The sequence below is a fragment of the Dyadobacter sp. HNCC25DJ183 genome, from assembly GCF_056895175.1.
In genome coordinates, this window is record NZ_JBXHAP010000007.1 from 271,165 (window position 1) to 294,868 (window position 23,704).

The 23,704-nt window shown below is 46.7% G+C and carries 21 protein-coding genes and 1 other RNA gene; 8 read left to right on the top strand and 14 right to left on the bottom strand.

The window, feature by feature from the left end:
* Nucleotides 1–15: 15 nt before the first annotated feature.
* Nucleotides 16–2,289: a monovalent cation:proton antiporter family protein gene (locus tag AC1XTG_RS19035; protein WP_484843037.1), complete on the top strand. Its 2,274-nt coding sequence runs from the start codon at nucleotides 16–18 to the stop codon at nucleotides 2,287–2,289.
* Here the strand turns inward: AC1XTG_RS19035 and AC1XTG_RS19040 are convergent.
* Nucleotides 2,279–3,172, bottom strand: coding sequence for a 1-aminocyclopropane-1-carboxylate deaminase/D-cysteine desulfhydrase (locus tag AC1XTG_RS19040; RefSeq protein ID WP_484843038.1), 894 nt, complete (start codon nucleotides 3,170–3,172; stop codon nucleotides 2,279–2,281). The genes AC1XTG_RS19035 and AC1XTG_RS19040 overlap by 11 nt on opposite strands.
* A 40-nt stretch (nucleotides 3,173–3,212) precedes the next feature.
* Here AC1XTG_RS19040 and AC1XTG_RS19045 point away from each other — a divergent pair, with 40 nt between their 5' ends.
* Nucleotides 3,213–4,238: an RluA family pseudouridine synthase gene (locus tag AC1XTG_RS19045; RefSeq protein WP_484843039.1), complete on the top strand. Its 1,026-nt coding sequence runs from the start codon at nucleotides 3,213–3,215 to the stop codon at nucleotides 4,236–4,238.
* Between the two features lie 53 nt (nucleotides 4,239–4,291).
* Nucleotides 4,292–4,735, top strand: coding sequence for a GNAT family N-acetyltransferase (locus AC1XTG_RS19050; protein WP_056285219.1), 444 nt, complete (start codon nucleotides 4,292–4,294; stop codon nucleotides 4,733–4,735).
* Nucleotides 4,736–4,757: 22 nt separating this feature from the next.
* On the opposite strand, the gene trmD is transcribed toward AC1XTG_RS19050, so the two are convergent.
* From trmD to fabG, 10 genes are all read right to left on the bottom strand, one after another.
* Nucleotides 4,758–5,432 (bottom strand): tRNA (guanosine(37)-N1)-methyltransferase TrmD, encoded by a 675-nt coding sequence (trmD, locus tag AC1XTG_RS19055; protein ID WP_056286472.1) that lies wholly within the window; start codon nucleotides 5,430–5,432, stop codon nucleotides 4,758–4,760.
* Nucleotides 5,422–5,988 (bottom strand): ribosome maturation factor RimM, encoded by a 567-nt coding sequence (gene rimM / locus AC1XTG_RS19060; RefSeq protein WP_056285223.1) that lies wholly within the window; start codon nucleotides 5,986–5,988, stop codon nucleotides 5,422–5,424. The genes trmD and rimM overlap by 11 nt, the downstream gene beginning before the upstream one ends.
* An 84-nt stretch (nucleotides 5,989–6,072) precedes the next feature.
* Nucleotides 6,073–6,627, bottom strand: a complete 555-nt coding sequence (locus AC1XTG_RS19065) for a 30S ribosomal protein S16 (protein WP_056285226.1) — start codon at nucleotides 6,625–6,627, stop codon at nucleotides 6,073–6,075.
* Between the two features lie 137 nt (nucleotides 6,628–6,764).
* Nucleotides 6,765–8,177 (bottom strand): OmpA family protein, encoded by a 1,413-nt coding sequence (locus AC1XTG_RS19070; protein ID WP_229238628.1) that lies wholly within the window; start codon nucleotides 8,175–8,177, stop codon nucleotides 6,765–6,767.
* 154 nt (nucleotides 8,178–8,331) lie between these two features.
* An RNA gene (rnpB, locus tag AC1XTG_RS19075) (RNase P RNA component class A) lies at nucleotides 8,332–8,741 on the bottom strand.
* Between the two features lie 106 nt (nucleotides 8,742–8,847).
* The gene (locus AC1XTG_RS19080; RefSeq protein ID WP_484843040.1) at nucleotides 8,848–10,188 is read right to left on the bottom strand and encodes a DUF4403 family protein; all 1,341 of its coding nucleotides are present in this window, start codon (nucleotides 10,186–10,188) and stop codon (nucleotides 8,848–8,850) included.
* A 94-nt stretch (nucleotides 10,189–10,282) separates the two neighbouring features.
* Nucleotides 10,283–11,263, bottom strand: coding sequence for a Smr/MutS family protein (locus AC1XTG_RS19085; protein WP_056285232.1), 981 nt, complete (start codon nucleotides 11,261–11,263; stop codon nucleotides 10,283–10,285).
* A gap of 36 nt (nucleotides 11,264–11,299) precedes the next feature.
* Entirely contained in the window at nucleotides 11,300–12,226 is a 927-nt protein-coding gene (locus AC1XTG_RS19090; RefSeq protein WP_484843041.1) for a DUF2279 domain-containing protein, read from the bottom strand.
* Nucleotides 12,213–14,288 carry a VWA domain-containing protein gene (locus AC1XTG_RS19095; RefSeq protein ID WP_484843042.1) on the bottom strand — a complete coding sequence of 692 codons (2,076 nt, stop codon included), beginning with the start codon at nucleotides 14,286–14,288 and terminating at the stop codon, nucleotides 12,213–12,215. The genes AC1XTG_RS19090 and AC1XTG_RS19095 overlap by 14 nt, the downstream gene beginning before the upstream one ends.
* Before the next feature lie 76 nt (nucleotides 14,289–14,364).
* The gene (gene fabG / locus AC1XTG_RS19100) at nucleotides 14,365–15,111 is read right to left on the bottom strand and encodes a 3-oxoacyl-[acyl-carrier-protein] reductase (RefSeq protein ID WP_056285239.1); all 747 of its coding nucleotides are present in this window, start codon (nucleotides 15,109–15,111) and stop codon (nucleotides 14,365–14,367) included.
* A gap of 193 nt (nucleotides 15,112–15,304) precedes the next feature.
* Here fabG and AC1XTG_RS19105 point away from each other — a divergent pair, with 193 nt between their 5' ends.
* On the top strand, nucleotides 15,305–16,015 hold the full coding sequence (locus AC1XTG_RS19105; RefSeq protein WP_484843043.1) for an SDR family oxidoreductase: 711 nt from the start codon (nucleotides 15,305–15,307) through the stop codon (nucleotides 16,013–16,015).
* Nucleotide 16,016: 1 nt separating this feature from the next.
* Here the strand turns inward: AC1XTG_RS19105 and AC1XTG_RS19110 are convergent, their stop codons facing one another.
* The 3 genes from AC1XTG_RS19110 to AC1XTG_RS19120 are packed head-to-tail and all read right to left on the bottom strand — an operon-like array spanning nucleotide 16,017 to nucleotide 18,636.
* Nucleotides 16,017–17,087, bottom strand: coding sequence for a hypothetical protein (locus AC1XTG_RS19110; protein ID WP_484843044.1), 1,071 nt, complete (start codon nucleotides 17,085–17,087; stop codon nucleotides 16,017–16,019).
* A complete protein-coding gene (locus AC1XTG_RS19115) occupies nucleotides 17,084–17,716 on the bottom strand; it encodes an ABC transporter ATP-binding protein (RefSeq protein WP_484843045.1) in 633 nt (210 codons plus the stop codon). Before AC1XTG_RS19115 ends, AC1XTG_RS19110 begins: the two co-directional genes overlap by 4 nt.
* A gap of 11 nt (nucleotides 17,717–17,727) precedes the next feature.
* The gene (locus AC1XTG_RS19120; protein ID WP_484843046.1) at nucleotides 17,728–18,636 is read right to left on the bottom strand and encodes a hypothetical protein; all 909 of its coding nucleotides are present in this window, start codon (nucleotides 18,634–18,636) and stop codon (nucleotides 17,728–17,730) included.
* A 252-nt stretch (nucleotides 18,637–18,888) separates the two neighbouring features.
* Between AC1XTG_RS19120 and AC1XTG_RS19125 the strand changes: the two genes are divergently transcribed.
* The 4 genes from AC1XTG_RS19125 (at nucleotide 18,889) to AC1XTG_RS19140 (ending at nucleotide 23,625) form a co-directional block, all read left to right on the top strand.
* Nucleotides 18,889–19,923 (top strand): isoaspartyl peptidase/L-asparaginase family protein, encoded by a 1,035-nt coding sequence (locus tag AC1XTG_RS19125; protein WP_484843047.1) that lies wholly within the window; start codon nucleotides 18,889–18,891, stop codon nucleotides 19,921–19,923.
* Between the two features lie 40 nt (nucleotides 19,924–19,963).
* Nucleotides 19,964–21,385, top strand: coding sequence for an alpha-L-fucosidase (locus AC1XTG_RS19130; protein WP_484843048.1), 1,422 nt, complete (start codon nucleotides 19,964–19,966; stop codon nucleotides 21,383–21,385).
* A gap of 76 nt (nucleotides 21,386–21,461) precedes the next feature.
* Entirely contained in the window at nucleotides 21,462–21,956 is a 495-nt protein-coding gene (locus AC1XTG_RS19135; protein WP_484843049.1) for a hypothetical protein, read from the top strand.
* A 205-nt stretch (nucleotides 21,957–22,161) separates the two neighbouring features.
* Nucleotides 22,162–23,625 (top strand): alpha-L-fucosidase, encoded by a 1,464-nt coding sequence (locus AC1XTG_RS19140; protein WP_484843050.1) that lies wholly within the window; start codon nucleotides 22,162–22,164, stop codon nucleotides 23,623–23,625.
* Nucleotides 23,626–23,704: the final 79 nt, after the last annotated feature.

Below are 23,704 nucleotides of genomic sequence, written 5' to 3' on the forward strand. Positions count from 1 at the left end.
ACAACCCAATCCTTCATGACGCATGTTCCTCAACTGATCGTAGACCTATCATTAATACTCACAATGGCGGGGGTGATTACCCTCATCTTCAAAAAACTGAAGCAGCCGATTGTGCTGGGTTATATATTGGCCGGATTACTTGTAGGTCCTAACTTTCATTTGTTTCCCACCATCACAGATATCAAGACGATTGAAATCTGGGCGGAAATAGGGGTTATCTTTTTGCTTTTCAATCTCGGTCTCGAGTTTAGTTTTAAAAAGCTTGTCAAGGTAGGTAACACTGCTGCAATAACCGGTCTTTTTGAAGTTAGTATGATGCTGATCACCGGCTTTGTCACGGGACAGCTGATGGGTTGGAGCAAAACAGATAGCCTTTTCCTTGGTGGTATTATAGCTATTTCATCCACAACAATCATTTTCCGGGCCTTTGATGAACTGGGAATAAAGACCCAGAAATTCACCCGCGTCGTACTTGGCATTCTGGTGATCGAAGACCTTACAGCGGTGTTGCTGATGGTTTTGCTTTCCACCTTATCAATCAGCCAGCAGTTTGCGGGATACGAATTGCTGCAGTCCATTCTGAAACTGTTCTTCTTCCTGACGCTCTGGTTTTTAGGAGGGATTTTCGTCTTTCCTACATTGCTAAGAAAGTACCGCAACCTGATGAATGACGAAAGCGTACTGATTACTTCGGTCGCGCTATGTTTTGGAATGGTCTTCCTGGTTACACAGGCCGGATTTTCAGCTGCACTAGGCGCGTTTATCATGGGTTCCATTCTGGCCGAAACCACACACGCTGAAAAAATTGAGCACCTGCTGAAACCGCTGAAAGATCTTTTCGGAGCGGTGTTTTTTATTTCCGTAGGTATGCTGATCAATCCGGGCCTGCTGATAGAATATGCAGTACCCACGATGATCCTGGTGTTTGTTGTAATTGCGGGAAAAACAGCATTTGTAACAATGGGGGCGGTTATCTCCGGGCAACCTCTAAAAAAGTCCATGCAATCGGGAATGAGCCTTTCGCAAATCGGTGAGTTTTCGTTTATTATCGCCAATCTCGGCTTGTCCCTGCACGTTACCAGCAACTTCCTTTATCCTATCGCCGTAGGGGTATCTGTTATCACCACATTTACAACACCCTACATGATGAAAGCTTCTGAACCATTTTACAATTGGTTTGAGAAGCATTTGCCTGAGAAATGGCGGCATTACCTCAACAGGTACAGTTCCAGCACAGTTACCATTACGCAAACAACCCAGTGGCAGGAAATCCTGAAAGCTTATGCACAAACGGTGGTACTGAACTCGGTGGTTGTCGTCGGGATTATTCTTGCTTCTTCACGCCAGCTCGCTGATCAGCTTCATACCAAAATTCCTGAAAATTACATTACCAACTCGGTGCTGTTCGGGATTACCTTCCTGCTTATCTCCCCATTCCTGTGGGCGCTGATCTTCAAGCGCTCTAACCGCAAAGCCTATTCTGCTATCTGGCTGAGCCGCAAATACAGCCGAGGCCCATTGCTCCTACTTGAACTGTCCCGCGTATTGGTCGCGATTATCCTGATGGGATTTCTGCTTAATTCCTTCTTTGCAACGCCAACTGCATTGACTGTCGCCGCAGCAATTATGATACTCGGTTTTGCTATTTTTTACAGAAGGTTGCAGCTTTTTTACAGCAAGATCGAAGATCGTTTTTTACAAAACCTGAATGCAAGACAACTGGAAGGCAGCGGGAAATCGAAGCGGATATTACTCCCCTGGGACGCACACTTCGCGTTTCTTGAAGTAAGCCCCGATTCCAACCTGATAGGAAAGACTTTACAGGAGCTAAAAATCAGGGAGAATTTTGGCATTAACGTCGTTTTGATCGAGCGGGGAAGCAAGACGATTTATTTACCAAAACCCACAGAGGTACTCTATCCCTGCGACCGCATAGAGGTAATCGGTACCGACGACCAGCTGGATATGTTCCGGGGCCACGTCGAAATCAGTACCACGGGTGACGTTTATATGGCGCACGAGGATACAGTCGTACTGGAAAGGATTGAGGTCAGAAATGAATATAATATCCGCGGGAAATCAATCAGGAACAGCGGCATCAGAGAGAAAACGCATGGAATGATCGTCGGACTGGAAAGAAATGGTGAACGCATCCTGAACCCCGATTCGTCGATGGTTATTGAAAACCACGATGTGCTCTGGATAGCCGGCGACAGGGACCTGATTAAAGAATTTGTAAATACCAAAACTTCCGACAATACGGAAGCAATGACCAGCGCTATCTCCTGAGCAAACCTTGCAACCCGCCGGTATGCACCGCAACAACGACCGATCCCCGCGGAAAATAGCCTTTTTGAACTAAATCAAAAAGACCAAAGAACATTTTGCCCGTATATACCTGCTCTAACTGAATGCCAAACCTGCTCTTGAAATCATCAATAAAAGTCAGCAGTTCGGCGTTCCATTTGGCATAACCTCCAAAATGGTAGTCAGTCTGCAATTCAAGGCTTCCTTTATTGGCGAGGCCACTGGTAAGAGCTGCAATATCGTCCCGGAGAAATCGGCCGCCTTTCAGAACAGGAAATGCAAGTACATTAGCGCCGGAAGAAAGTATCCCTGCCGCGGTGCCGCCTGTGCCGGCAGCTACACAAAAACAATCCGGCGACTTTCCCAACTGAGCAGCTACCTCGGCCACCATTTCCCTTACACCGGGAAGTGCCAGAGCAGTTGTTCCCCCTTCGGGGATCATATAGGGGTTATCGAACTCTTCCGAAAGGCTGACCAGGTAGTCGGGAGCTTGCCGCTGCTTGTACTGTTCCCTCGATACAAAATCCAGCTGCATACCTTTGTGCCGGCAAAACTGCAATGTGGCACTCTCTTCGACAGGCTGCTCCCCTCTTACAATCCCAATCGTTTCCAGACCCATTGCTGAACCCGCCGCGGCCACTGCATATAAGTGGTTAGAATAAGCCCCGCCAAAGGTCAGTACTTTGCTTAAACCCCGCTCCTCCACTTCCCTTAATACATATTTCAGCTTCCTCCATTTGTTACCTGAAACTTCGGGATGCACGAGGTCGTCACGTTTTACAAAGACCTGAATACCGGCTTTTACTAACCTGTCGTCAAGCAGCTCCTGCAGAGGTGTGGGAAGTAAATGACCCGATAAATCCACTTATTTTGATATTTTTGTTGCTTGTCCAATTAAACTGCAAATGTCCGAAGACCTTATTGAAATCCCAGAAGAAGATGATCTGTTTGAACATTACCGGATCGTAGCCGATAAAGGGCAGGGACCTATCAGGTTGGACAAATACCTCAATTTGCACGTTGCAAATGCGTCGCGGACAAAAATACAAAATGGTATCGAGGCGGAAGCGGTAAAGGTAAACGGGCAAACGTCGAAAGCAAGTTACAAGGTCAAGCCGCTCGATGTTATTACCCTCTCCCTGCCACAGCCTCCCCGTGACACGGAGATTTTGCCGGAAAACATTCCCCTGGACATCATCTATGAAGATGAGGTACTCCTGATTGTCAACAAACCAACCGGAATGGTTGTACATCCGGCTTACGGAAATTGGACAGGTACCCTGATTAACGGGCTTGTTTATCACTTTCAGCAACTTCCTACCGGCCGCAATGGTGAAGGAAGGCCGGGGCTCGTACACCGGATCGACAAGGATACTTCCGGTTTGCTGGTCATCGCCAAAACCGAGTTTGCGATGACGTTTCTCGCCAAACAGTTTTCCGATCATACCATTGAACGGACTTACTATGCCCTGGTTTGGGGTGAAATGAAAGAAGCTAACGGGACAATTACCGGCAATGTAGGAAGAAGCGTGCGTGACCGGAGGGTAATGGACGTTTTTCCGGATGGAAGTTCCGGAAAACTTGCGGTTACGCATTACGAAGTAATTAAGCCGCTGCGTTATGTTTCACTAATCAAATGCAACCTGGAAACAGGTAGGACTCATCAGATCAGGGCGCATATGAAACACATTGGTCACCCGATTTTCAATGACCCTGTTTATGGCGGGGATAAAATCCTTCGGAGCGTTTCCAGCGGGAGTTATAAGGGAATGGTAGAAAGCTGCTTTCAGCAACTGCCCGGCCAGGCGCTCCACGCAAAGTCACTGGGGTTTGTACATCCGATATCCAGAGAATGGATCCAGTTTGACACCGAGCTTCCTGCCGGCTTTCAAACGATCCTGGAAAAGTGGGAAAACTATCTAAACTATTAGTAAAAACAGGTATATTCTCGATTCAAAGGTGTTTTAAGAATAAAAATATACAAATGAACATTTCAACCAGGCAAGGGAAAGTAGAGGATATACCAGCCATTTTTGAGTTGGTAAAAGAACTGGCGATCTATGAAAGAGCTTTAAACCAGGTCACCAATAATGTTGAGAAAATGACGCGGGATTACCACGAAAAGCTGTACGACTTTTTTGTGGCCGAATCAGATTCCAAGATTATCGGATTGTCGCTTTACTATTACCGGTATTCGACCTGGAAGGGAAAGCGATTGTATATGGAAGATATCATCGTGACGGAATCGATGCGGGGAAATGGGATCGGAAAGATCCTCTTTGATGCAACGGTTTCGGCTGCGAAACAAACGGGTTGCACCGGTATGCTCTGGCAGGTGCTCGACTGGAATACCTCAGCAGTCGGCTTTTACCGGAAGTACGGCACCAATTTCGATAATGAATGGATCAATTGCAGCCTGGACTTTTAATACATCTCAGGCTGGGTTGCAGTTAATCGAGCAGATCAGGCCTGCGTTCTCTTGTTCTTTTAAGCGCCTGTTCATAGCGCCATTCCTCGATATTAGCCTCGTGCCCGGACATTAAAATATCCGGCACTTTGTGACCTTCATAGTCAGCAGGTCGCGTGTACACGGGTGGAGCAAGCAGGTTATCCTGGAATGAATCGGTTAATGCGGAAGTTTCGTCATTTAAAACACCGGGAACCAGCCTGATGATAGCATCGGCAAGTACAGCAGCAGCGAGCTCTCCTCCCGAAAGTACATAGTCTCCGATACTGATCTCCTTAGTAACAAACAAATCGCGCACGCGCTGATCAACTCCCTTGTAATGCCCGCAAAGCAAGATCAGGTTTCCCTTTAAGGAAAGTTGGTTAACTGCTTTTTGATTCAATAATGCGCCATCGGGAGTGAGGTAAATGATCTCGTCATATTCCCGCTCGGCTTGTAACGCCTGAATGCAACGCGCGATCGGCTCGATCTGCATTACCATTCCGGCTCCACCACCAAATGCATAGTCGTCAATTGTACGGTGCTTATTGGTAGAATAATCCCGGATATCATGAACCTTCACTTCCGCGTGACCAGCTTGCTGGGCGCGTTTAAGGATGGAATGCGCAAAAAAGCTTTCGAGCAGCGCCGGCACACAGGTTAATATATCAATCCGCATCATCCGGAATGTTTTCTGAGTCTGAGTCTTTGGACAGGTACACTTCCAGTAATCCTTCCGGCAGGTTCACAAGTAATTGCTTGGTCTCCTTGTCGGCGCGCTGTACTATCTCGTTCGCAGTCGGGATCAGTACTTCGGTACCTTCGTAATCCATTGCAATCAAATCCTGTCCATTCAAAGAATACACCTCCCGCACGATTCCCAGCTCACCGGCAGTTTGATCAATAACTGTATATCCTTTGATCTCGTGGTAGTAAAAATTCTCCCCGCCAAGTTCTTCAAGATCTTCAAGCGGCAGGTATAAAGAGCTACCCACCAAAGCCTGCGCCTTAGCCATGGTATTCACTTCTTCCAGCGCGACAATCGCATTGCCCTGCTTTTGAATATTGATATCCTCTATAAAGTAAGGAACCAGATCGCCTTTTATTTCGACGTAAACAGTTTCAAGATCTTCGTAATCATCAGGATAGTCAACGTCCAGGTAAAACACCACGTTACCTGCAGTTCCGTGTGTTCTGACGATATATCCCAGTAAAAAGCAATTATCCTGTGTCATGGATAATATCAATTAGGGTGAGTATAAAAAAGTATGAGTCTGTACGGAGTTACCGACAGACCCATAATGATATAGAAGCAATAATTATTCAGCAGATTCCTCAGCTGGTGCTTCGGTTTCAGCTGCATCAGAAACTTCTCCTTCTGCCACTTCTTCAGTTTCAGCAACTGGTTCAGCAGGAGGCGTGTTTTTCTTAGCGATAGCTTCTGCACGAGCCTGGTTTACTTTGCGTTCTGCATCCAGTTTCGCTTGCTTGTCAGCATCTTTTTGTTGGGTCAAAGTATCAGCAGCAGTAGCTTTACGCTCTGTTTTTGATCCTTTCCACTCTTCAAAACGTGTATCTGCAACTTCTTGAGTAATTGCACCTTTCAAAACACCAACTTGCAAGTGCTTGCGAAGCATTACACCTTCATGTTGCAAAATAGAACGTGCTGTATCAGTTGGTTGAGCTCCTTTCAAAAGCCAGTCAACTGCTTTAGCTGATTCCAATACGATGGAAGCAGGATTTGTACCTGGGTTGTAAATACCCAATTTTTCGATGAAGCGACCATCACGTGGTGCTCTGGCATCTGCGACTACGATATCATAGATCGCTTTCTTTTTGCGTCCACGACGCGCTAACCTGATTTTAACTGCCATTTTGAATTTGTTATAGCGGGAACTCGTCCCTTGATTAAACAGGGTGCAAAGGTATGAAATTATCCTCTGTTTCTAAATAGTGGCCATAAAAAAAGGGAAGACTTTGCAGCCTTCCCTTTTTCATATCTTCAATCCGATTATCTGCGGAAACCAGCAGGATAAGTTGAGCGGATTGAGTTATTTGGCAATATTTTGATTTCAACGCGACGGTTAGACTGCAAACCTTCCACAGTTGTGTTCTCTGCGATCGGGCGGTACTCACCGTAGTATTCAGCGATGATACGGCTAGGATCTGTCAAACCAGCACGAACCAGGAATCTCTTAGCTGCGTCAACGCGGCGGCGGGATAGTGATACGTTATAGCTGTCAGAAGCACGTGCATCCGTGTGACCTACCAGAACTATGCGGCAGTTGGTACGCATATTCAACAGCTCAACCACTTTGCTCAATGTTTCTTTTGAAGGATTGCGGATGATTGCTTTGTCAGTATCAAATTCGATATTGCTGAACAACGCTTCGCATTCGTCTTTCGGAAGGTTGTTTTTAATAGCGTCTCTGATGATTTTGTCAATATCAAGTGCTACACCACCACCTGAAACAATGCTACCAGCAGGAGTATTCGGTTCTTTGTCAAACAAATCAGCTACACCGTCACCGTCAGAATCTGTGTAAAGACGTGGGTCAACAGGCTTAGGCATATTCGCTTTTGCAATTGAATCTGCATCTTCCATTGTTGGGTTGTAAGGTACAGGGATCAAAGATTGTGGGTTAGCCCAGCGCAGGTGATAGCGTCCGCTTGCAGCATCATACTTACCTCCTTTTGCTCTTACTGCATTCTTGCCTAATTTGTAAGTCAGTGCAAGAGACAACATTCCGTAAGAGTCATTTTTAGAATCTCCTTTTGCAAATGTCCAGATACCTTGCTGAGAATCGTAGTCACTCAAACCGCCCACTGTCGCGTCGATTTTCTCGGTATTTACAAAGTTATGGGTATAGTCAAGTCCAAGATCAAAGCGTGGAGTAAGTTCGTAGTGTAAAGTAAATCCTGCTGGAACCACCCATTCACGAGTGTAAGTAGAACCATTACGCTCCCATTTACCAGCAGTTTTAGAACTCGCATCAGTGTTAGTTGAGAAGTTGCCTACCTGACCAGTATTTACGTCAGTCCAGTCAATATCAGTGTGGTAGTAAATGATACCAGCACCTAAGTGAGCGTCAAATTTCCACCTTAACAGCTTTTTGTAACCTAACAATAGGCGATTCAAATTCATAGTTCCATCAAGTGTCACCTGAACAAAAGATGGGCTGTTAAATGTAGCGCTATATGTTCTGTTAGAAAGAGAACTCAGGTGATTATCCTTCGCTCCTTGTAAACGTCCATTATACCCTACTATCTGAACACCGAAAATCGGCGACAATTGCTTGTTAACAGAAAGACCCCATCCGCCGGTGAGAACTTCTCTGTCTCCGCGTCTGAAGCCGTTGTATTGCGATAAATCACCGAAGAATTTTGTAATCCCTCCATATCCGGTAATGGACCAGGTATTCATTTTGTTGGGTCCATCATACGTTCGATTCTGGGCAAACGTATCCAAACTCAGCAGGGACAAACAAAGCAAAGCAACGTAAAGATTCTTTTTCTTCATGGGAAACACGCGTTATGTGATTCAATATTGCACTATAAAAATTTACTAAAAACAAGAAAAAAGGGGCAAGCCTATAAGCCGGATTCTGTTTCTCCGTGCACCTGAGTGCCCGAAAACTCCTACCATTTATCCAGGATCCAGGTCGCCCTGGACCTCTAACGATCTACCCGTGCCGGCGTTCCGAAGAACGGGGACGAGCAGCCCCGCAAACCAACACCTATTTGATCTTTCAGCCCGTAAGGTTTACCTTGCCCCGCCTGTCGCCAGCCGGTCGGTGGGCTCTTACCCCACCATTTCACCCTTACCTCAACCTATAAAAAACATGCCAAGGCGGTATCATTTCTGTGGCACTTGCTGTCAAAAAAGCCGTTCCCAACTTTTTGCCTTCCTGTTAGGAAGTACGGCGCTCTGCGCTGCCCGGACTTTCCTCTCCGGTAAAAATACCGCAGCGGTAGGACAGCTCACTCCTTTCCTCTGACCACAAAGCTAACAAATAACTTCTTTCATCGACAGTCAATTTATTATAAAAAGCAAAAATTATGGTACCTATACGTACAATTATGACAGTTTTGACTCAAATTCCTTTCAATCCGTCGACACGCAAATTTACCCTTCCTTGCGCAAATACGACAGAATAAAGATGTTTTGGAGTCAGGTAAACCTTGTCTGGCTGAATGTCGGAAAGCGTTCCTTTTAATGTCACTCCGTCTGTAACTTTATAGTTACTCAGTGCCTTCTGGATCGTCTTTTTGGCTTCAGCAATCTGCTCTCCTACCGGGAAAATCATCTTCTTTTCCATCATTCTGCTGAACTGTCCCTGCAAAAGCCAGCCGGCCGTTTTGACGATTGCATTGCGGGTATCCAAATCATAGTCAAGCCCTTTAAGCGACAGTTGCTGCGTGGCTGGGTCGTAGTACGGCACACCTTTCAGGTAGATAAAGCCCGACATACTTCCTTTCAATCCTGCCTTGATCACCAATTTGTCATTCTGGCCATACATTTCAACAGAGGTAACCTCTACTTTGTACTGTCCCCCGAGGAAAGAGAACGTCTCTCCCGCAAACTTAGCAGTGGCAAGACGGGCGGCGTCTTCGTAGGAAACCAGACTGATCAGACCGACCTTGAAATCTTCGGTGACCTTGGGACTGATTTGCAGATTCGGCAGCTTGGCTACTGCTGTTACACTGGGTTTGGTAGCCGAAGTGATGGTTTGCGTGTATCCCTTGATACCGAGTACCGCGCGGATCACATTGTTCTTTGCCAAAAGCGGCGTCATTACAATGCCTGTCGGCACTACAACAAGCCAGGTATCAAACTCTTCGGCGAGCATAACCGGCTGGCGGGCGATGTTCCACGCCAGCTCTGCATTCTTTTTGAGTTCCAGGTTTTTAGCAACTTCTTCGTCGATTGCTTCGGTAATCTTGTCAAAATTCTTGTTCAGCAACCGGCTCGCCATACTTTTGATCGGAATGTTCAATCCTGCCACCTTAATGCTCGGATCCGAGATCCAGTCGTAGCTATCCACATAGGTTTCAGACTTGATCTGCCAGTTGGGCAAAATCCCGATTTTCGATATCAGTCTGATTTTAATGGAAAATTCCGTGTCTTTATAACCGGACATTGTGATACCCAGCGGACTAACCTTATAACCGGCACTTACCCAGATTTTCAGCGGAACCTCAAAAAGGAACGAAGAATCAATTGCTACAACGCGGATCGGACTGATTTTCCAGACTTTGGCCTTGAGATTGTCGTTATCCTCGTCCTCGTAACTATTATCTTCGTAAATCAATCCCTTGATCTTGGCATTAATCTGCGTCTCGATTTCTGAAACCGGAATCTCTATCGGGATATTTAAAACCGACAAATGCTTCTCATTCTGAATTTCCTTATCCGAATACTTATATTCTTCCATAGGTGCTTGCGGGGAGGTACTTTTTGAGCGACATTGCCAGCTGCTCCACATAATTGCCGACAACAACGAAACATATAATATCCTGACCAGCAGGTTACTTGATTTTGACGAGCGTAGCACCGTATCCGAATTTATCTTTTAATGCATCTTTAAAATATGCGACGTGCCTGTTTTTGCTCAGCCGCTTGTGCAGTTCATTCTTCAATGCGCCGCTGCCTGCGCCATGGATAAATGTAATTTCTTCCATTCCGTTTGCAATCGCCTTTTCCAGGTTTTCCTCAAAAACGTTGAGTTGAGTTTTGACGATACTATCCTTGGAAATACGCGAAGGATCTTCGATAAGCTTCTCAATATGCAGATCAACAATCTCCTGGGGCTTCCCTACTTTCACTTCCTCCCTTTCCGTTCCTCTTAGCATACTTTCCTTCAAAGCTGCAGCATCAATATCTGATGGAATAAGCTCCTTTTTCAAACTCTCTTCATCCAGCTGATAAACAAATGCTTCCTTGTCCAGAACAGGTGCCTTTTTCTTGCTTTTATAAAAAGATTGCGCGCGGCATTTGATCCTCTTGTTCAGAGGCTGTGGAAGTGTGTACTTACCTTCTCTGAAATACAGGATATTAAAGTCAAATACAGGCCATTCCTCAAAATCTTTCATCAAAACTTCGGTCAGCTTTTGCGACTGACGAGGTAGTAAAACGCCCGCAGCCAATCCCGTTTGTACCTGATTGCCAACGGAAGATGCGGTAAACGGAAGTATCCAGTCTGTATTGTTCACCAAATGCACGGTAAGCGACTTATCATTTATGGAAACAAAAGCCATGTAAATCCCCTTCTCCGCAAACGGTGCATTCCGCGGAACGATCACGTCAGATTTTGCACTCGCCTTCACTAATTCCCTGTCTTTCTGCATCCGCTGGGATTCAACAGGGGAAATCGTCACAACCTCATTACGAAGTACCGGAATGCGGAATCCGTCTTCGATCTCAATTTCAACCACATTTCCAGGCAGGAAAGCATAGATAATGCCTTCCTCACGTCCATGTACCAACCTAACTTTATCTCCAATATTCATTGATATACTATTTAAATCATCGTTTTTCCCTGCCGCCTAAAAGTATAACGGCTTAAATCCAATTCCGTTCCTGCTGAACTGTAATGCAGGCGCCGGTATTTTCAACGAGTTAACAAGGAACCCGATCGTACGAACAAATTTACTCTTGCTTTTGATCTTGGTCAGATCTATATCCAGCGACAAATAGTACTGCCGGTAAGGCCGGTAGCCCATTTCTATGCTTTTGCGTGGCTCTGCCGAAACCATATCCTGAATACCGTAACCGACTGAAAAACATAGCCACTCAGGCCATTTACTCTCCGGAAAGAAGGAGCGCGGACTGGCCGACAACCAGTAAATCTGACCATTATAATCCTTCAACCAGCTTTCAGTCAGGGAACTCCCCAACAGCTCCGGCCGGACTTTCGAAAGTGGCGTCGCATGGAAAGAATACTTGGGATGGATGCGAACTTCGTCCCACAATGCAACCTGCCCGAGGTACAACACCGAACCTGCCAGGTTGGCTATCATATCGCCGGGCGAAAATCCGTAATCGGGTGAGAAGCCGTCGAGGATTTCAATGGGAGTCTGAAAAATAACGCCCGAGATAGCGCCGTAAATCAGCATCTGCCGTTTTGAAATGCCCGTTTTCTTGTAAAGAGCCGCAGTGTGACGTGCTATCTGGTACGATGTGTAAACGTGCCCCACTTTGTCCATTTGCAGCCACTCGCGGGTATCATCCTCAATTGTAAAGTGGGTAAGCGGCTGTTTGTACCAGGATTTGCTCAGCCCGTAGATCGTACCCAGGTACAGTGCAGACTGTGCCGCAAAGATCCCGCGCAGCATCGCATAATTCGGGCGTTGTTCCTGTGTAGTATCCGGCTTGTTCGGTAGAAGTAACGAATCTGCTTGCTGGGAAAAGCCTGGCCTGGTTAGGATAAGACAGAGAAAAATGGCTAACAATATACTTCTAATACCCGCCATGATACTTTCTTAATCCCCATTCAGCGCCGAGTAGCAGTATCAGCAGAAAAAACAGCCATTTTAAATAGATCAGCTCCACCATTTCTTCGGAGCTGTCGAGACGGTCAGCAGGTCTGTCAGCTTTCAGCTTTTCAACATAGGACGTTAGTGACGCGGGCATGATAAACGCCCCGCCTGAGCGACCGGCCAGTTCCCGGAGCATTCCAAAATCTGCGGTTGTATTATTAAGTTCAAGATCCACATTCCTCACAACAAACTGCCCCGCCGCCTTCTCCTGCCCGCCGCGCAATGCAGCAGACGCAGTATAGCGATAAACGCCGTCTGAAAGCCCGCTGATGTTGAACCGCGGCGACTCGGCGGTATGTGTATATGTAAATTGCCTTGCTTTTCCTTTTTCGTCTGTAATATCCAGCTTCACTTCCTGACCAAAAATAGGCTCGTAAATATCATTGTAAATCTCTGTCTGGAAAGTCACCTGCTCACCAGCCTCAAATTCGTTCCGTGTCGGATATACCCTGAACTTCCGTTTATCTTCCCTCAGTGAAAGTACCTGGATCAGCTTCTGGAACAGGTTATCGACTACATCCTGCTTATTGGTTTGCGCAAATTCTTCCTGCCGCCATTGCCAGATTCCCTCTCCTGCCAGCACGGCAATCTTCTGCTCGCCACTGGTATTGAGCACAAGCAGCGGTTTTTGCGTATTTAATGTACCTACTTTCTGGAAAAGGATCGTTTCAGTTCCCGATGACAGATTGTATTCGCCGAATGGGACCGAAAGCGGCGGAAGCCTTTCTAATATCTTCAAGCTTTCCGTATCAAAATTCAGTTGTTGAAAGGCCGGGTTAAAACGGGCTGTTACCTTGTCGATCTGGTTACTCGCTGTATTGATCGTAAGCGAACGGTTCAGCGAATTGGCCAGTGGCACAGCGGATTGGTTTCCCAATATGAAAAACAAAGGTGTTTTGGCATCAATAAATTTGCGGATCTGTGCATTACCAAGTCCCAGTACATTCGGGATCTGGTGCAAAATGACAAGATCGTACGGTTTGGTTGCGGCCGGCGGCGTTGTTGAAATAGACAGGATATTGATATCCAGCTCGTAATTTTCATTCGCCTCGATCACGCTGCGCAAACTTTTAATATCGGGATGCGGCGCGAGTGCCATTAACAGGATTTTCTGTTTCCCGTCGATAATATCAATGTAAACATCACGGGTATTATTCCGCCTGGAAGTTTCTCCGGAGACTGCACCTATTTCCAATGTAAAATGCTGTACGCCTTTCTGGGTAGAAGTAGCTTTAAAATCCACTGCCTTGAAGAAATCGGCACGATCTATCGCTACATTCTGGCTCTGGATTACCCGGCCATTTTGTTTCAAAGTGACTGTAGTGGATTTACCCGCAAGCCCGTTTGCAGCAATTTCAGCGCGGATCGGGAATTCATTTCCCAAATACGCGATCCTGTTATTGACCACATCTTTGATACGGATATCCAGATCAGGAACAGTATCCCCTACTGCAAGCGTGCTGATACGGAATGGAAATCGGTTATAAGCCGGTGAAACGCCCTGGTTTACGATACCGTCAGATACCAGTATTACGTCAGTCAAGTTCCTGCCTTCGTAATTACTCCGGATCGTCTGGAGCATTCCGGTGAGGTCTGTTTTGTTTTTGTCAAAGCGGATAGAATCTGCCGAAAGCTGCTTTGCCTGCTGGTCCAGGGTTTCAATTCCCACTTCAAACCCCGAAGCTGCCAGCTGGGCAGATGCTTCCGCCACTGCTTTCATGATCTCTTTTCCATACGCACCGACAGACTCCGAATTGTCTATTGCAAATACAATTTTGGCTTTGTCAATGGAAGTTTCCGTCTTTCTGACCAGCGGACTGAGCAGCAGAAAGCAGATTAGCGCAACGGTAATCCCACGAAATGCAGCCAGAATGTAGTTCCACTTTTTACCCCAGGAAGCAATTGGCTGGTAAAGCAGGAAAGCATACAGCATTCCCGCTGCCAGGCAAAAGAGAATAAACCAGTAAGGAGTTTGAAAGATCAGTTCGGACCGCATGTGCTCGGAGTCAATAGCTGGCAATGTTTACAATATACAATGAAACCGCCAGCTATTTTACAAACGAAGAAAGACACTATGTTAACATACCACCATCTACCTGAAGTACCTGCCCGGTAATGTACCTGGATAAGTCTGAGGCGAGGAATACGCATGCATCGGCCACTTCTTCGGGCTGTCCTCCGCGTTTCATCGGAATGGATTGCTTCCATTCTTCCACTGCCTTGGACTCTACTGCGCCGGTCATTTCGGTTTCGATAAAGCCGGGTGCTACTGCATTGGACCTGATATTGCGGGAGCCCAGTTCCAGCGCGATTGATTTGGTAAAACCAATGATACCCGCCTTCGAAGCAGCGTAGTTGGACTGGCCTGCATTACCGCTGATCCCTACAACTGAAGTAATATTAATGATAGAGCCGCTCTTGGCGCGGATCATGCTTTTTGTTGCCGCCTTTGTGAGGTTGAAAACAGATTTCAGGTTAATGTTGATAACGGTATCCCATTGCTCCTCGCTCATCCGCATTAACAGTCCGTCGCGGGTTACACCGGCATTGTTAATCAGCACGTCAAGTTTACCGAAGTCGGCCACTACATCGGTTACGAGCTGTTCAGCCTGTTGAAAATTGGCCGCGTCGGAACGGTAACCCTTCGCTCTTACACCAAATGCTTCGAGTTCCTTGGTAAGCGCCTCGCCTTTTTCTACACTTGATAGATAGGTAAAAGCCACATCAGCGCCTTCTTCTGCCAAACGCAAAGCAATTGAACGTCCAATTCCACGGGAGGCACCGGTCACCAGCGCGACCTTGTTTTCTACTATTTTCATAGATGGTTTAAAAATCTGACAAAAAAATAATGGTTGGCAAAAATAGGGTTTTAGATATTATGAAGTAAAAAACAGCCACATTTTACTGAACAGGGGAAGTTGGCTGAAACTTAGAAATATGCCGTTGTGACAAACCTTATCAGGTTTACGGCTGTTACCTTTTTGCATTTATTTATCACAACTCTTAAAACTGATGGCAGAAACTACTAAAACCGCACTGATTACTGGGGGCTCAAAAGGAATTGGCTTCGGGATCGCAGAAGTATTGATTAAAGAAGGTATCCAGGTGGCAATTACCAGCCGCTCAAAGGAAAATGCCGAAAAAGCAGCCGCACAGCTCAACCAGATCCGGGAAGGCGCCGCGATCGGGATTGAATCCGATGTAAGAAGCTTCGAATCGCAGCAAAATGCAGTTAAGGCGGTAATAGATAAATGGGGACAGCTCGATTATTTCATCGCGAATGCAGGCGTCGGCCATTTTGCGCCGATCGCAGAGTTGACGCCGGAACAATGGCAGGAAACCATTGATATCAACCTGACAGGTGTTTTTTATAGTGCAAAAGCTTCTTTAGAAGCACTTACCCAGACAAAAGGATATTTTATCAACATTGCCAGCCTTGCGGGTACCAACTTTTTCGCAAATGGAACTGCTTACAATGCGAGCAAATTTGGCCTCGTCGGCTTCTCGCAGGCGATGATGCTGGACGTGAGAAGCGCAGGTATCCGCGTTACGACCATTATGCCGGGCTCGGTTGCCAGTGAATTCAACAACCACCAGCCTTCTGACAAAGATGCCTGGAAAATTCAGCCGGAAGATATCGGTCAGATCATTTGCGACCTCATCAAACTTCCTGCACGGACTTTGCCGAGCAAAATCGAAGTTAGACCGTCGATGCCGAAGTAAGTCAGGTTTTATACCACTTTGGGAAAAACCAGATTGAAAAGAGCATTCCCGCTCCTGCCAGCATAAGCAACGGGATTTTATAAAGAATCAACAAAGTCAGTCCGACAAAGCCGAAAAGAAATACTTTGAGGTGATCGTCGGGCTGACTTTGCTTTTTATACAAATACAAATGGGAGACTGTCAAAAGCGCAACTCCGAGCAGAAACAATTGCAACAACTCTGCAAAACTTAGTGCCGCATTCCGCATTGCTGCCATTGTTTCGGGCACAATCAGCAACGCATGAAAACCTGCCACCCTCAAAAACCGGCGCAGGTCAGGTACCGGCATAGACTTCTCCCAAAGGCAAACCTCATTCTCCCATTGGTATAGTTCCATTGATATACCGAAGTTCAGCAGGTAAGCAAGCGACAGTCCGATTGCCGGAAGCCGCAGGTCGTACTGATCGGTGGAATAGTACAGCATTGTACCCGTTGCAACAAGTATCGCGCCGGTTTTGCCAGCAAGCAAGGTAATCCCACGCTCCCGCAACAGCCATTCAAAAATCCAGTACAGCCACGAGGCCGGACGGGGAAACGGAATGCTGAAAATCCGTCTGCCATTCCTTTTTACATACATTACCGGATTACGCAGCCGCCGCTCGGCTACCGCAGCCAGCAAAATAGCGAGAGCAGCATACATAGGAAGAGCAAGCCAGATCCTGTCCATTACTTTATCCTGAATAGCAATGGAAGCCAGATATATGCCGTAGTACAATATGGGTTGCAAAAAGCCCAGTGCGAGTATAAAGAGTCGCTGCCCGCGAAGTGCTGCTGGCCAGGTCCGGGCGTTGTATATAAATGTGTAATCAGGCTGCTGCCAGAGCTGATTAACAAATTGCGCGCATACCAGCGTGTATCCAAGCCACAACAGGAAAAGAAAGTGCATTCCATAATTTCCCGTCAAGAAGAATGTGGCAAATGCATAATGCTCCGCCCCGCTCAGAAATCCAAACAGAACGCCGATAAGCACCAGAAATGTACCGGCGCGCCGCCTGAAAAACTCCGATACTGTCGATAGCAGGAGCATTTTCATAGCATTGGAACAAGTGTTTTATTACTGAGTGCAAAGCTTTCGTTTACCTGCAGACCCTCCTGCTGAAAAGGCTGGTGTGATGAAAGCAAAAATGTTACTCCGGCGGCACGATACTCGCGTATCAGGTCAAAGAGGTTTTCGCGGGCCTGGCGGTCGATTGTGATCAGCGGCTCATCAAGGATAATGATTTTGGGATTACCCAGAAATGCCACAGCCAGCGACACTTTCTTTACCATTCCGCTGGAACAGCTGCCAAATGTATTGTTGAGATAATTGATGCCAAGCTTTCCGATCAAATGTGCAGCCTGTCCTTCCGGCGCTTTCTTCGCGCCGGCTATAAAGTCAATCAGGTCACGGGGAGTGAGAAACGAGGGATATAGCGGCTCTGCTTCGCCCAGATTGAGTCGTAAGCGATAATCTACAGGATGTTTTTTGAGATCGTATTTCCCGTCAATAACAACTGATCCGGTACATGGAAGCATTCCGGCCAGCGTCCTGAAAAGGGTAGACTTCCCTGCGCCGTTTCCTCCGTGAATCCAGTAAATACCTCCGCTTACCTGAAAGTGCTCAATGGAAATGATCTCCACGTGGCCGTATCGCTGATGAAGATCCCGGATTTCGAGCACCATAAGTCAGACAGTTATTTTTTGAAGGTTTTTGATTTCGGGTCAAAGCCAAACTCGTCGACCAGCTGCTGCAATGCGACAGACTCTTCATACTGATACAGATCTTTATTGAAAAGTGCATCGTGACCCGCGTTTTTCATACTGATCCAACTATGGGTAGCGTAAGGATCGTAGTCAAAATGGCGGAAAGAATGCCCGAGATTGTTCATGTCAGCAAACCATTTCACGCCAACATCAAGGCGGTCATAGCTCCCGAATGCAGATCCTTTACCAACCGGCAACGTATCTTTTCTGGTTTTCTCCAGATCGATCATCGCAACATATTCATTCAGCCTGCATTCCGGAAGCGGCCAGGGTGCGGCGGGATCGACAACCTCGGTGTACGTGGATGTACGCGCCTGCGGGTATTCGGCAGCCAATTGCATTACCTCTTCGTAACCTGGTTTGTACAGGGTATAGATATCCGGATTACAACGCTTCGCCTCGAATGCAGGACAGCCCCAGCACTGCCCGATACGCCCGATTCCCGAAGTATCGCCTATATGCCGAAGATATTCCTGAATGAGGTCCGCCTTGAAATATACGTCATTATGCATCACCAGCAGGTACTTCGCATTTGATTTCTCCCACGCATACTGGTACCGGATTGCACGTCGGAAAAACGGCAGTTTTAAAAGGAAGTTGAATTTCAGATTTTTGGTCCAAAGCCAGAGACTTGGCTTGTAGTAGACCACTTTATCCCCGAGATAGTCCAGAATAAACTGGAAGTTGGAAGGCTCGGGCTGTTTCGCTTCCTCAACAAAGTAAATCTTATTGATCCATTGCCCTGATTCTTTCATCAAAGTCAGCAATGTCATTGCAGTTTGATAAGGTTTACCGTAAGCATTTATCGCTACGTCAACACTGTTTTTAGGAAGGTTCATGATAAGGCGGCATTTAAGCTGACTGACAATCTTAGTGGTGTCATTGTGATTTCGAACTCCGAATTTCAGTTAAATCAAAATACAAACAAAATGTTGCAGGTGCCTGACTCTTCAACGGGCCTTTATGCAAATGAAATTTTGTATTTTCATTTGCCGGGACAACTTAGCCCAGTATATTTGAAAAAATTTGAATTAATACGAAGGTATTTTTAAAATATTTAGAAAGTTATTCCCAAACATCTTCTCTCTTCTATGAAATCGAACCGCCGGTCTTTCCTCCAACTTTCTGCTTTTGCACTCCCTTTTACAAGAGTTAACGATTTGTTTGCCAGGAGCAAGCCGGTCAACAAGCCCATTGTCATATCTACCTGGGACAGCGGGCAAATTGCAAATGGAGGAGCGTGGCCGGTGCTTGAAAAAGGAGGAAAAGCCTTGGATGCCGTGGAACAAGCGGCAATCGCGATGGAAAATGAAGTGAACTGCTGTGTCGGACTGGGCGGAAATCCGGATCGGGACGGACGGGTAACTTTGGACGCCTGCATCATGGACGATAAGTTCAACTGCGGCTCAGTTGCATTTGTGGAGCGCGTCAAACACCCGGCGTCACTCGCTAGGAAGCTGATGGAAAACACGCCGCACGTATTTCTGGCGGGCGAAGGTGCGCAGCAGTTTGCAGTAGCAAGCGGCTTTAAGCTGGAATCAGGAGAATTGTCGCCCGATGCTGCGAAAGCATATAAAGAATGGTTGAAAAAAGCTGAATACAAGCCCATTATCAACATTGAACATCAACAATCCAAGCCAAAAGGCCACGGCCCTTTTGCGCCCAGCCACTTTGAAGACGGTTCGGTAAACCACGATACAATGGGCACCCTCGCGATGGATGCCGCCGGCAACCTGTCGGGAATGTGTACCACAAGTGGAATGGGTTTCAAAATGCGCGGTCGTGTGGGCGATTCCCCTATTATCGGCTCGGGATTATATGTGGATAATGAAGTAGGCGCTGCGACGGGCTCAGGCCAGGGCGAAGAAGTGATACGCATTTGCGGTACCCACACCATCGTGGAGCTGATGCGAAACGGCGCTTCACCAAAAGATGCATGCAAAAAAGCCATCGAACGCATTGTAAAGATCAATCCCGAAAAGGCGAAAACTTTTCAGGTAGGGTTTATAGCAATCAACAAAAACGGGGAAGTCGGCGCGTATTCTCTTCAAAAAGGCTTTAACTACACAGTTACCGAAACAGGCGGAAAAGGAAAGGTATTCAATGCGGACAGCCATTTTGCCTGACAGTCACCTCGTTTATAATTCAGTTACTAATTTTTTCGCAATGAAACTACGATCTGCGGCAATCCTGTTCTCGGGATTGCTTTTAGGAAACCTGTCCCTTGCGCAGCAACATGCCGAGCAGGACCATTCCAAGTATGTAGCACCAACAGATCCGCTTGTGCAGCAAAAGCTCAGCAAGTGGCAGGATGTTAAATTCGGCTTGCTGATGCATTGGGGAACGTATAGTCAATGGGGCATTGTGGAATCGTGGTCGCTTTGCCCGGAAGACGAAGGCTGGTGCGAGCGCAGAGGTCCGCATTCACATGATTGGTACGAGTATAAAAAAGCTTACGAAGCGATACCACAAACCTTCAATCCCGTCAAATTCAATCCCGAAAGGTGGGCGCAGGCTGCGAAGAATGCGGGGATGAAATATGTGGTTTTTACTACCAAACACCACGACGGATTTGCGATGTTCGACTCCAAGTACACGGACTATAAGATCACGAACACGCCATTCAAATCAAATCCAAAAAGCAACGTAACCAAGGAAGTACTGGCTGCATTCCGCAACCAGGATTTCATGACAGGTACCTACTTCTCGAAACCAGACTGGAATAACGAGTTTTACTGGTGGAAGTACTTCCCGCCGAAAGACCGCAATGCCTCTTACGATCCCAAAAAGCGGCCCGAGCTCTGGACAAAGTTTAAGGATTTCACTTACAACCAGATCGAAGAGTTGATGTCGGACTACGGCTCGGTGGACATTCTCTGGCTGGACGGAGGTTGGGTACGTCCATTAAACACGATAGACCCGAATATCAGCTGGCAGAAAAGCATTCCTTACGAGCAGGACATTGATATGGCACGCATTGCCAAGATGGCACGCTCGCACCAGCCTGGTTTGCTGGTTGTGGACAGGACTGTTACCGGCGAGTTTGAAAACTATGTAACACCCGAGCAATCGATTCCTGAACATTATATGTCCATTCCGTGGGAGTCTTGTATGACAATGGGCGACTCGTGGTCTTACATCCCGAAAGAGAACTTCAAATCTACCCGGAAGCTTGTACATACCCTGTTGGATATTGTCGCCAAAGGCGGAAACCTGCTCCTTAACGTAGCGCCGGGGCCTGATGGAGAGTGGCACGAAGAAGCATACGCGCGACTGGAAGAAATAGGAAAATGGATGAATGTAAACGGAACAGGGATTTACGAGACCAAGCCGCTGGCACCGTACCGTCAGGGCAAATGGGCTTATACCAAAAAAGGTAACACCACTTACGCATTCTATCTGGCAGATGCCGGAGAAAAGCTACCAGCCAGCCTGAAACCGGAAGGATTAACGCTAGCCGCCAATGCAAAAGTGACCTTTGCAGGAAGTAAAAAAGCATTAAAAGTAAAAAACGGAGCAATCCAGCTACCCGCAAAATCAGTGACTGAATTGGGTGAACAACCGGCTTATTTGCTGGTGATTAACTAGGGTAACCTGTTATACCAAAAGCTTGTTGCCAGGCATTAGATTAATCTTATCTTTGCTTGAACAACACACATTACACATGCTGGATTTCGAAATTGACAAACTAACAAATTCAATTGAACACGCACTTACAAATCAGGTTTTTCAGACGCAACTGTTACGCATTCCTTACGGTGAGCGTTTGAATAAAAAGAACTGGGCATTTGACTGGAAAAAAGAACTTTCTAATCCAGTAAGAGAAATCTACAAACTTGTCACGCTGGCCGAACCTAATCTGATTCATGGATTGATAAGTATAGGTATTAACGAAGACCACGTTTATATGCATCTCCTGGAGAATGCTGCTTTCAATAAAGGTCAGACGAAATTGTATCGGGGAGTTGCCGGAAATCTTGTAGCATTTGCTTGCAAGTTAAGCTTTGAGCACAAGTTTGACGGAATTGTTGTTTTTGAATCGAAGACCAGCCTGATCGAACATTATCAGCAAACAGTTGGTGCGAAGATCCTGGCCAGGAACAGAATGTTTATCGATACAGTTGAAGCAGATATGCTTGTTAAACGTTATTTCAAATGAAACCAGACTTCAAAGTACTAGATAAAACTGATCTGGAAGTAGTGAGCAAACCACTTCGGAGGTCAGACTTACATGAAATTTCCAGTTTGCTCAAGATTAAAAGGGCAAAAACTGTCACATCGATTATTTCGGTAAAAAATACCGGATCATCCCGAAAATATTAACCAACGAACATTTCCCGCAAGGAACAGCAATTTCTTTCCCAATGATCAAACCCATAGCCGCACTTTTCTTTCTTTCGGCACTGAATGCTTTTGCCCAGACTCCCCCGAAACCTTACGGTGCAACACCTGCTCCAAGGCAGGTTTTATGGCACCAGACAGAGGTTTACGGCCTTATACACTTCACTCCTACTACCTTCGAAAATAAGGAATGGGGATTTGGAGATGCTGATCCGAAAGCCTTTAATCCCAGTGATTTCAATGCAGAACAGATCGTACTCGCAGCAAAAGCAGGTGGCTTGAAAGGCATTGTGCTGGTGGCAAAACACCACGACGGATTTGCGCTCTGGCCAACCAAAACCACAGAATACAATATCACCAAAAGTCCGTTCCGGGACGGAAAGGGCGATTTGGTAAAAGAAGTAGCCGACGCGACGCGCAAGCATGGCCTGAAATTCGGAGTTTACTGCTCGCCCTGGGACCGCAACAATGCAAAATATGGCACCCCGGAATACCTGGCGATTTACCGCGAGCAGCTACGCGAGCTTTATACGAATTATGGTGAGCTGTTTATGTCGTGGCACGACGGCGCAAATGGAGGCGACGGATACTATGGAGGAGCCAGGGAAAAACGCTCTATCGACAATACCACTTACTACCAATGGGATTCAACCTGGACAAACCTGACCCGCAAATTGCAGCCCAATGCAAACATTTTCAGCGATATAGGCTGGGATGTGCGCTGGGCAGGAAATGAAGATGGAAGTGTAAATGAAACCTCATGGGCTACATTAACACCTAAACCCTCAGAAGGCAAGAATGTAGCAGTTCCGGGACAGGCAAATGCAACCGAAAACCCAGGCGGTACCCGCAATGGAAAGTTCTGGATACCTGCTGAATGCGATGTGCCGCTTCGCAAAGGCTGGTTTTACCACCCCAACGAAAAGCCTAAATCGCCGGAGAAACTGTTTGACCTGTACCTGAAAAGTGTTGGTCGCGGCGCAGCGCTGGACCTTGGGCTAGCTCCCGACACACGTGGCCAGCTGCACGCCGATGATGTTGCTGCGCTGAAAGCATTCGGCGATCATGTTAAAGAAACCTTTGCTACCAACCTGATTGCGAAAGCCAGCTCCAAAGCGGTTAATGTAAGAGGTTATAACTCCATTTACAGCGCTAAAAATCTGCTGGACGGGAAACCTGAAACTTACTGGGCAACAGACGATGATTTTAAAACGCCGGAAGTGATCCTGGACCTGGGACAACCTTCCGTTTTTGACATTATAACCTTGCAGGAATTCATCAAACTCGGTCAGCGCATTGAAGAATTTGCAGTAGACGCGTGGCAGGGAACGGAATGGAAGGAAATCCATAAAGGTACCAGCGTAGGCGCAAAAAGGATCGTCAAGCTGGAAGCTCCGGTTACTGCACAGCGAATCCGCCTGCGGATTACCAAGTCACCTGTGAGTGTGGCGATCAGTGAGTTCGGGTTGTATAAAGATTCCGAATAAGCGCAAAAGATCCTCGTAAAAGCAATGTCCCCGATAAGTGCTGTACTTATCGGGGACATTGCTTTTATAGCTTATTTCA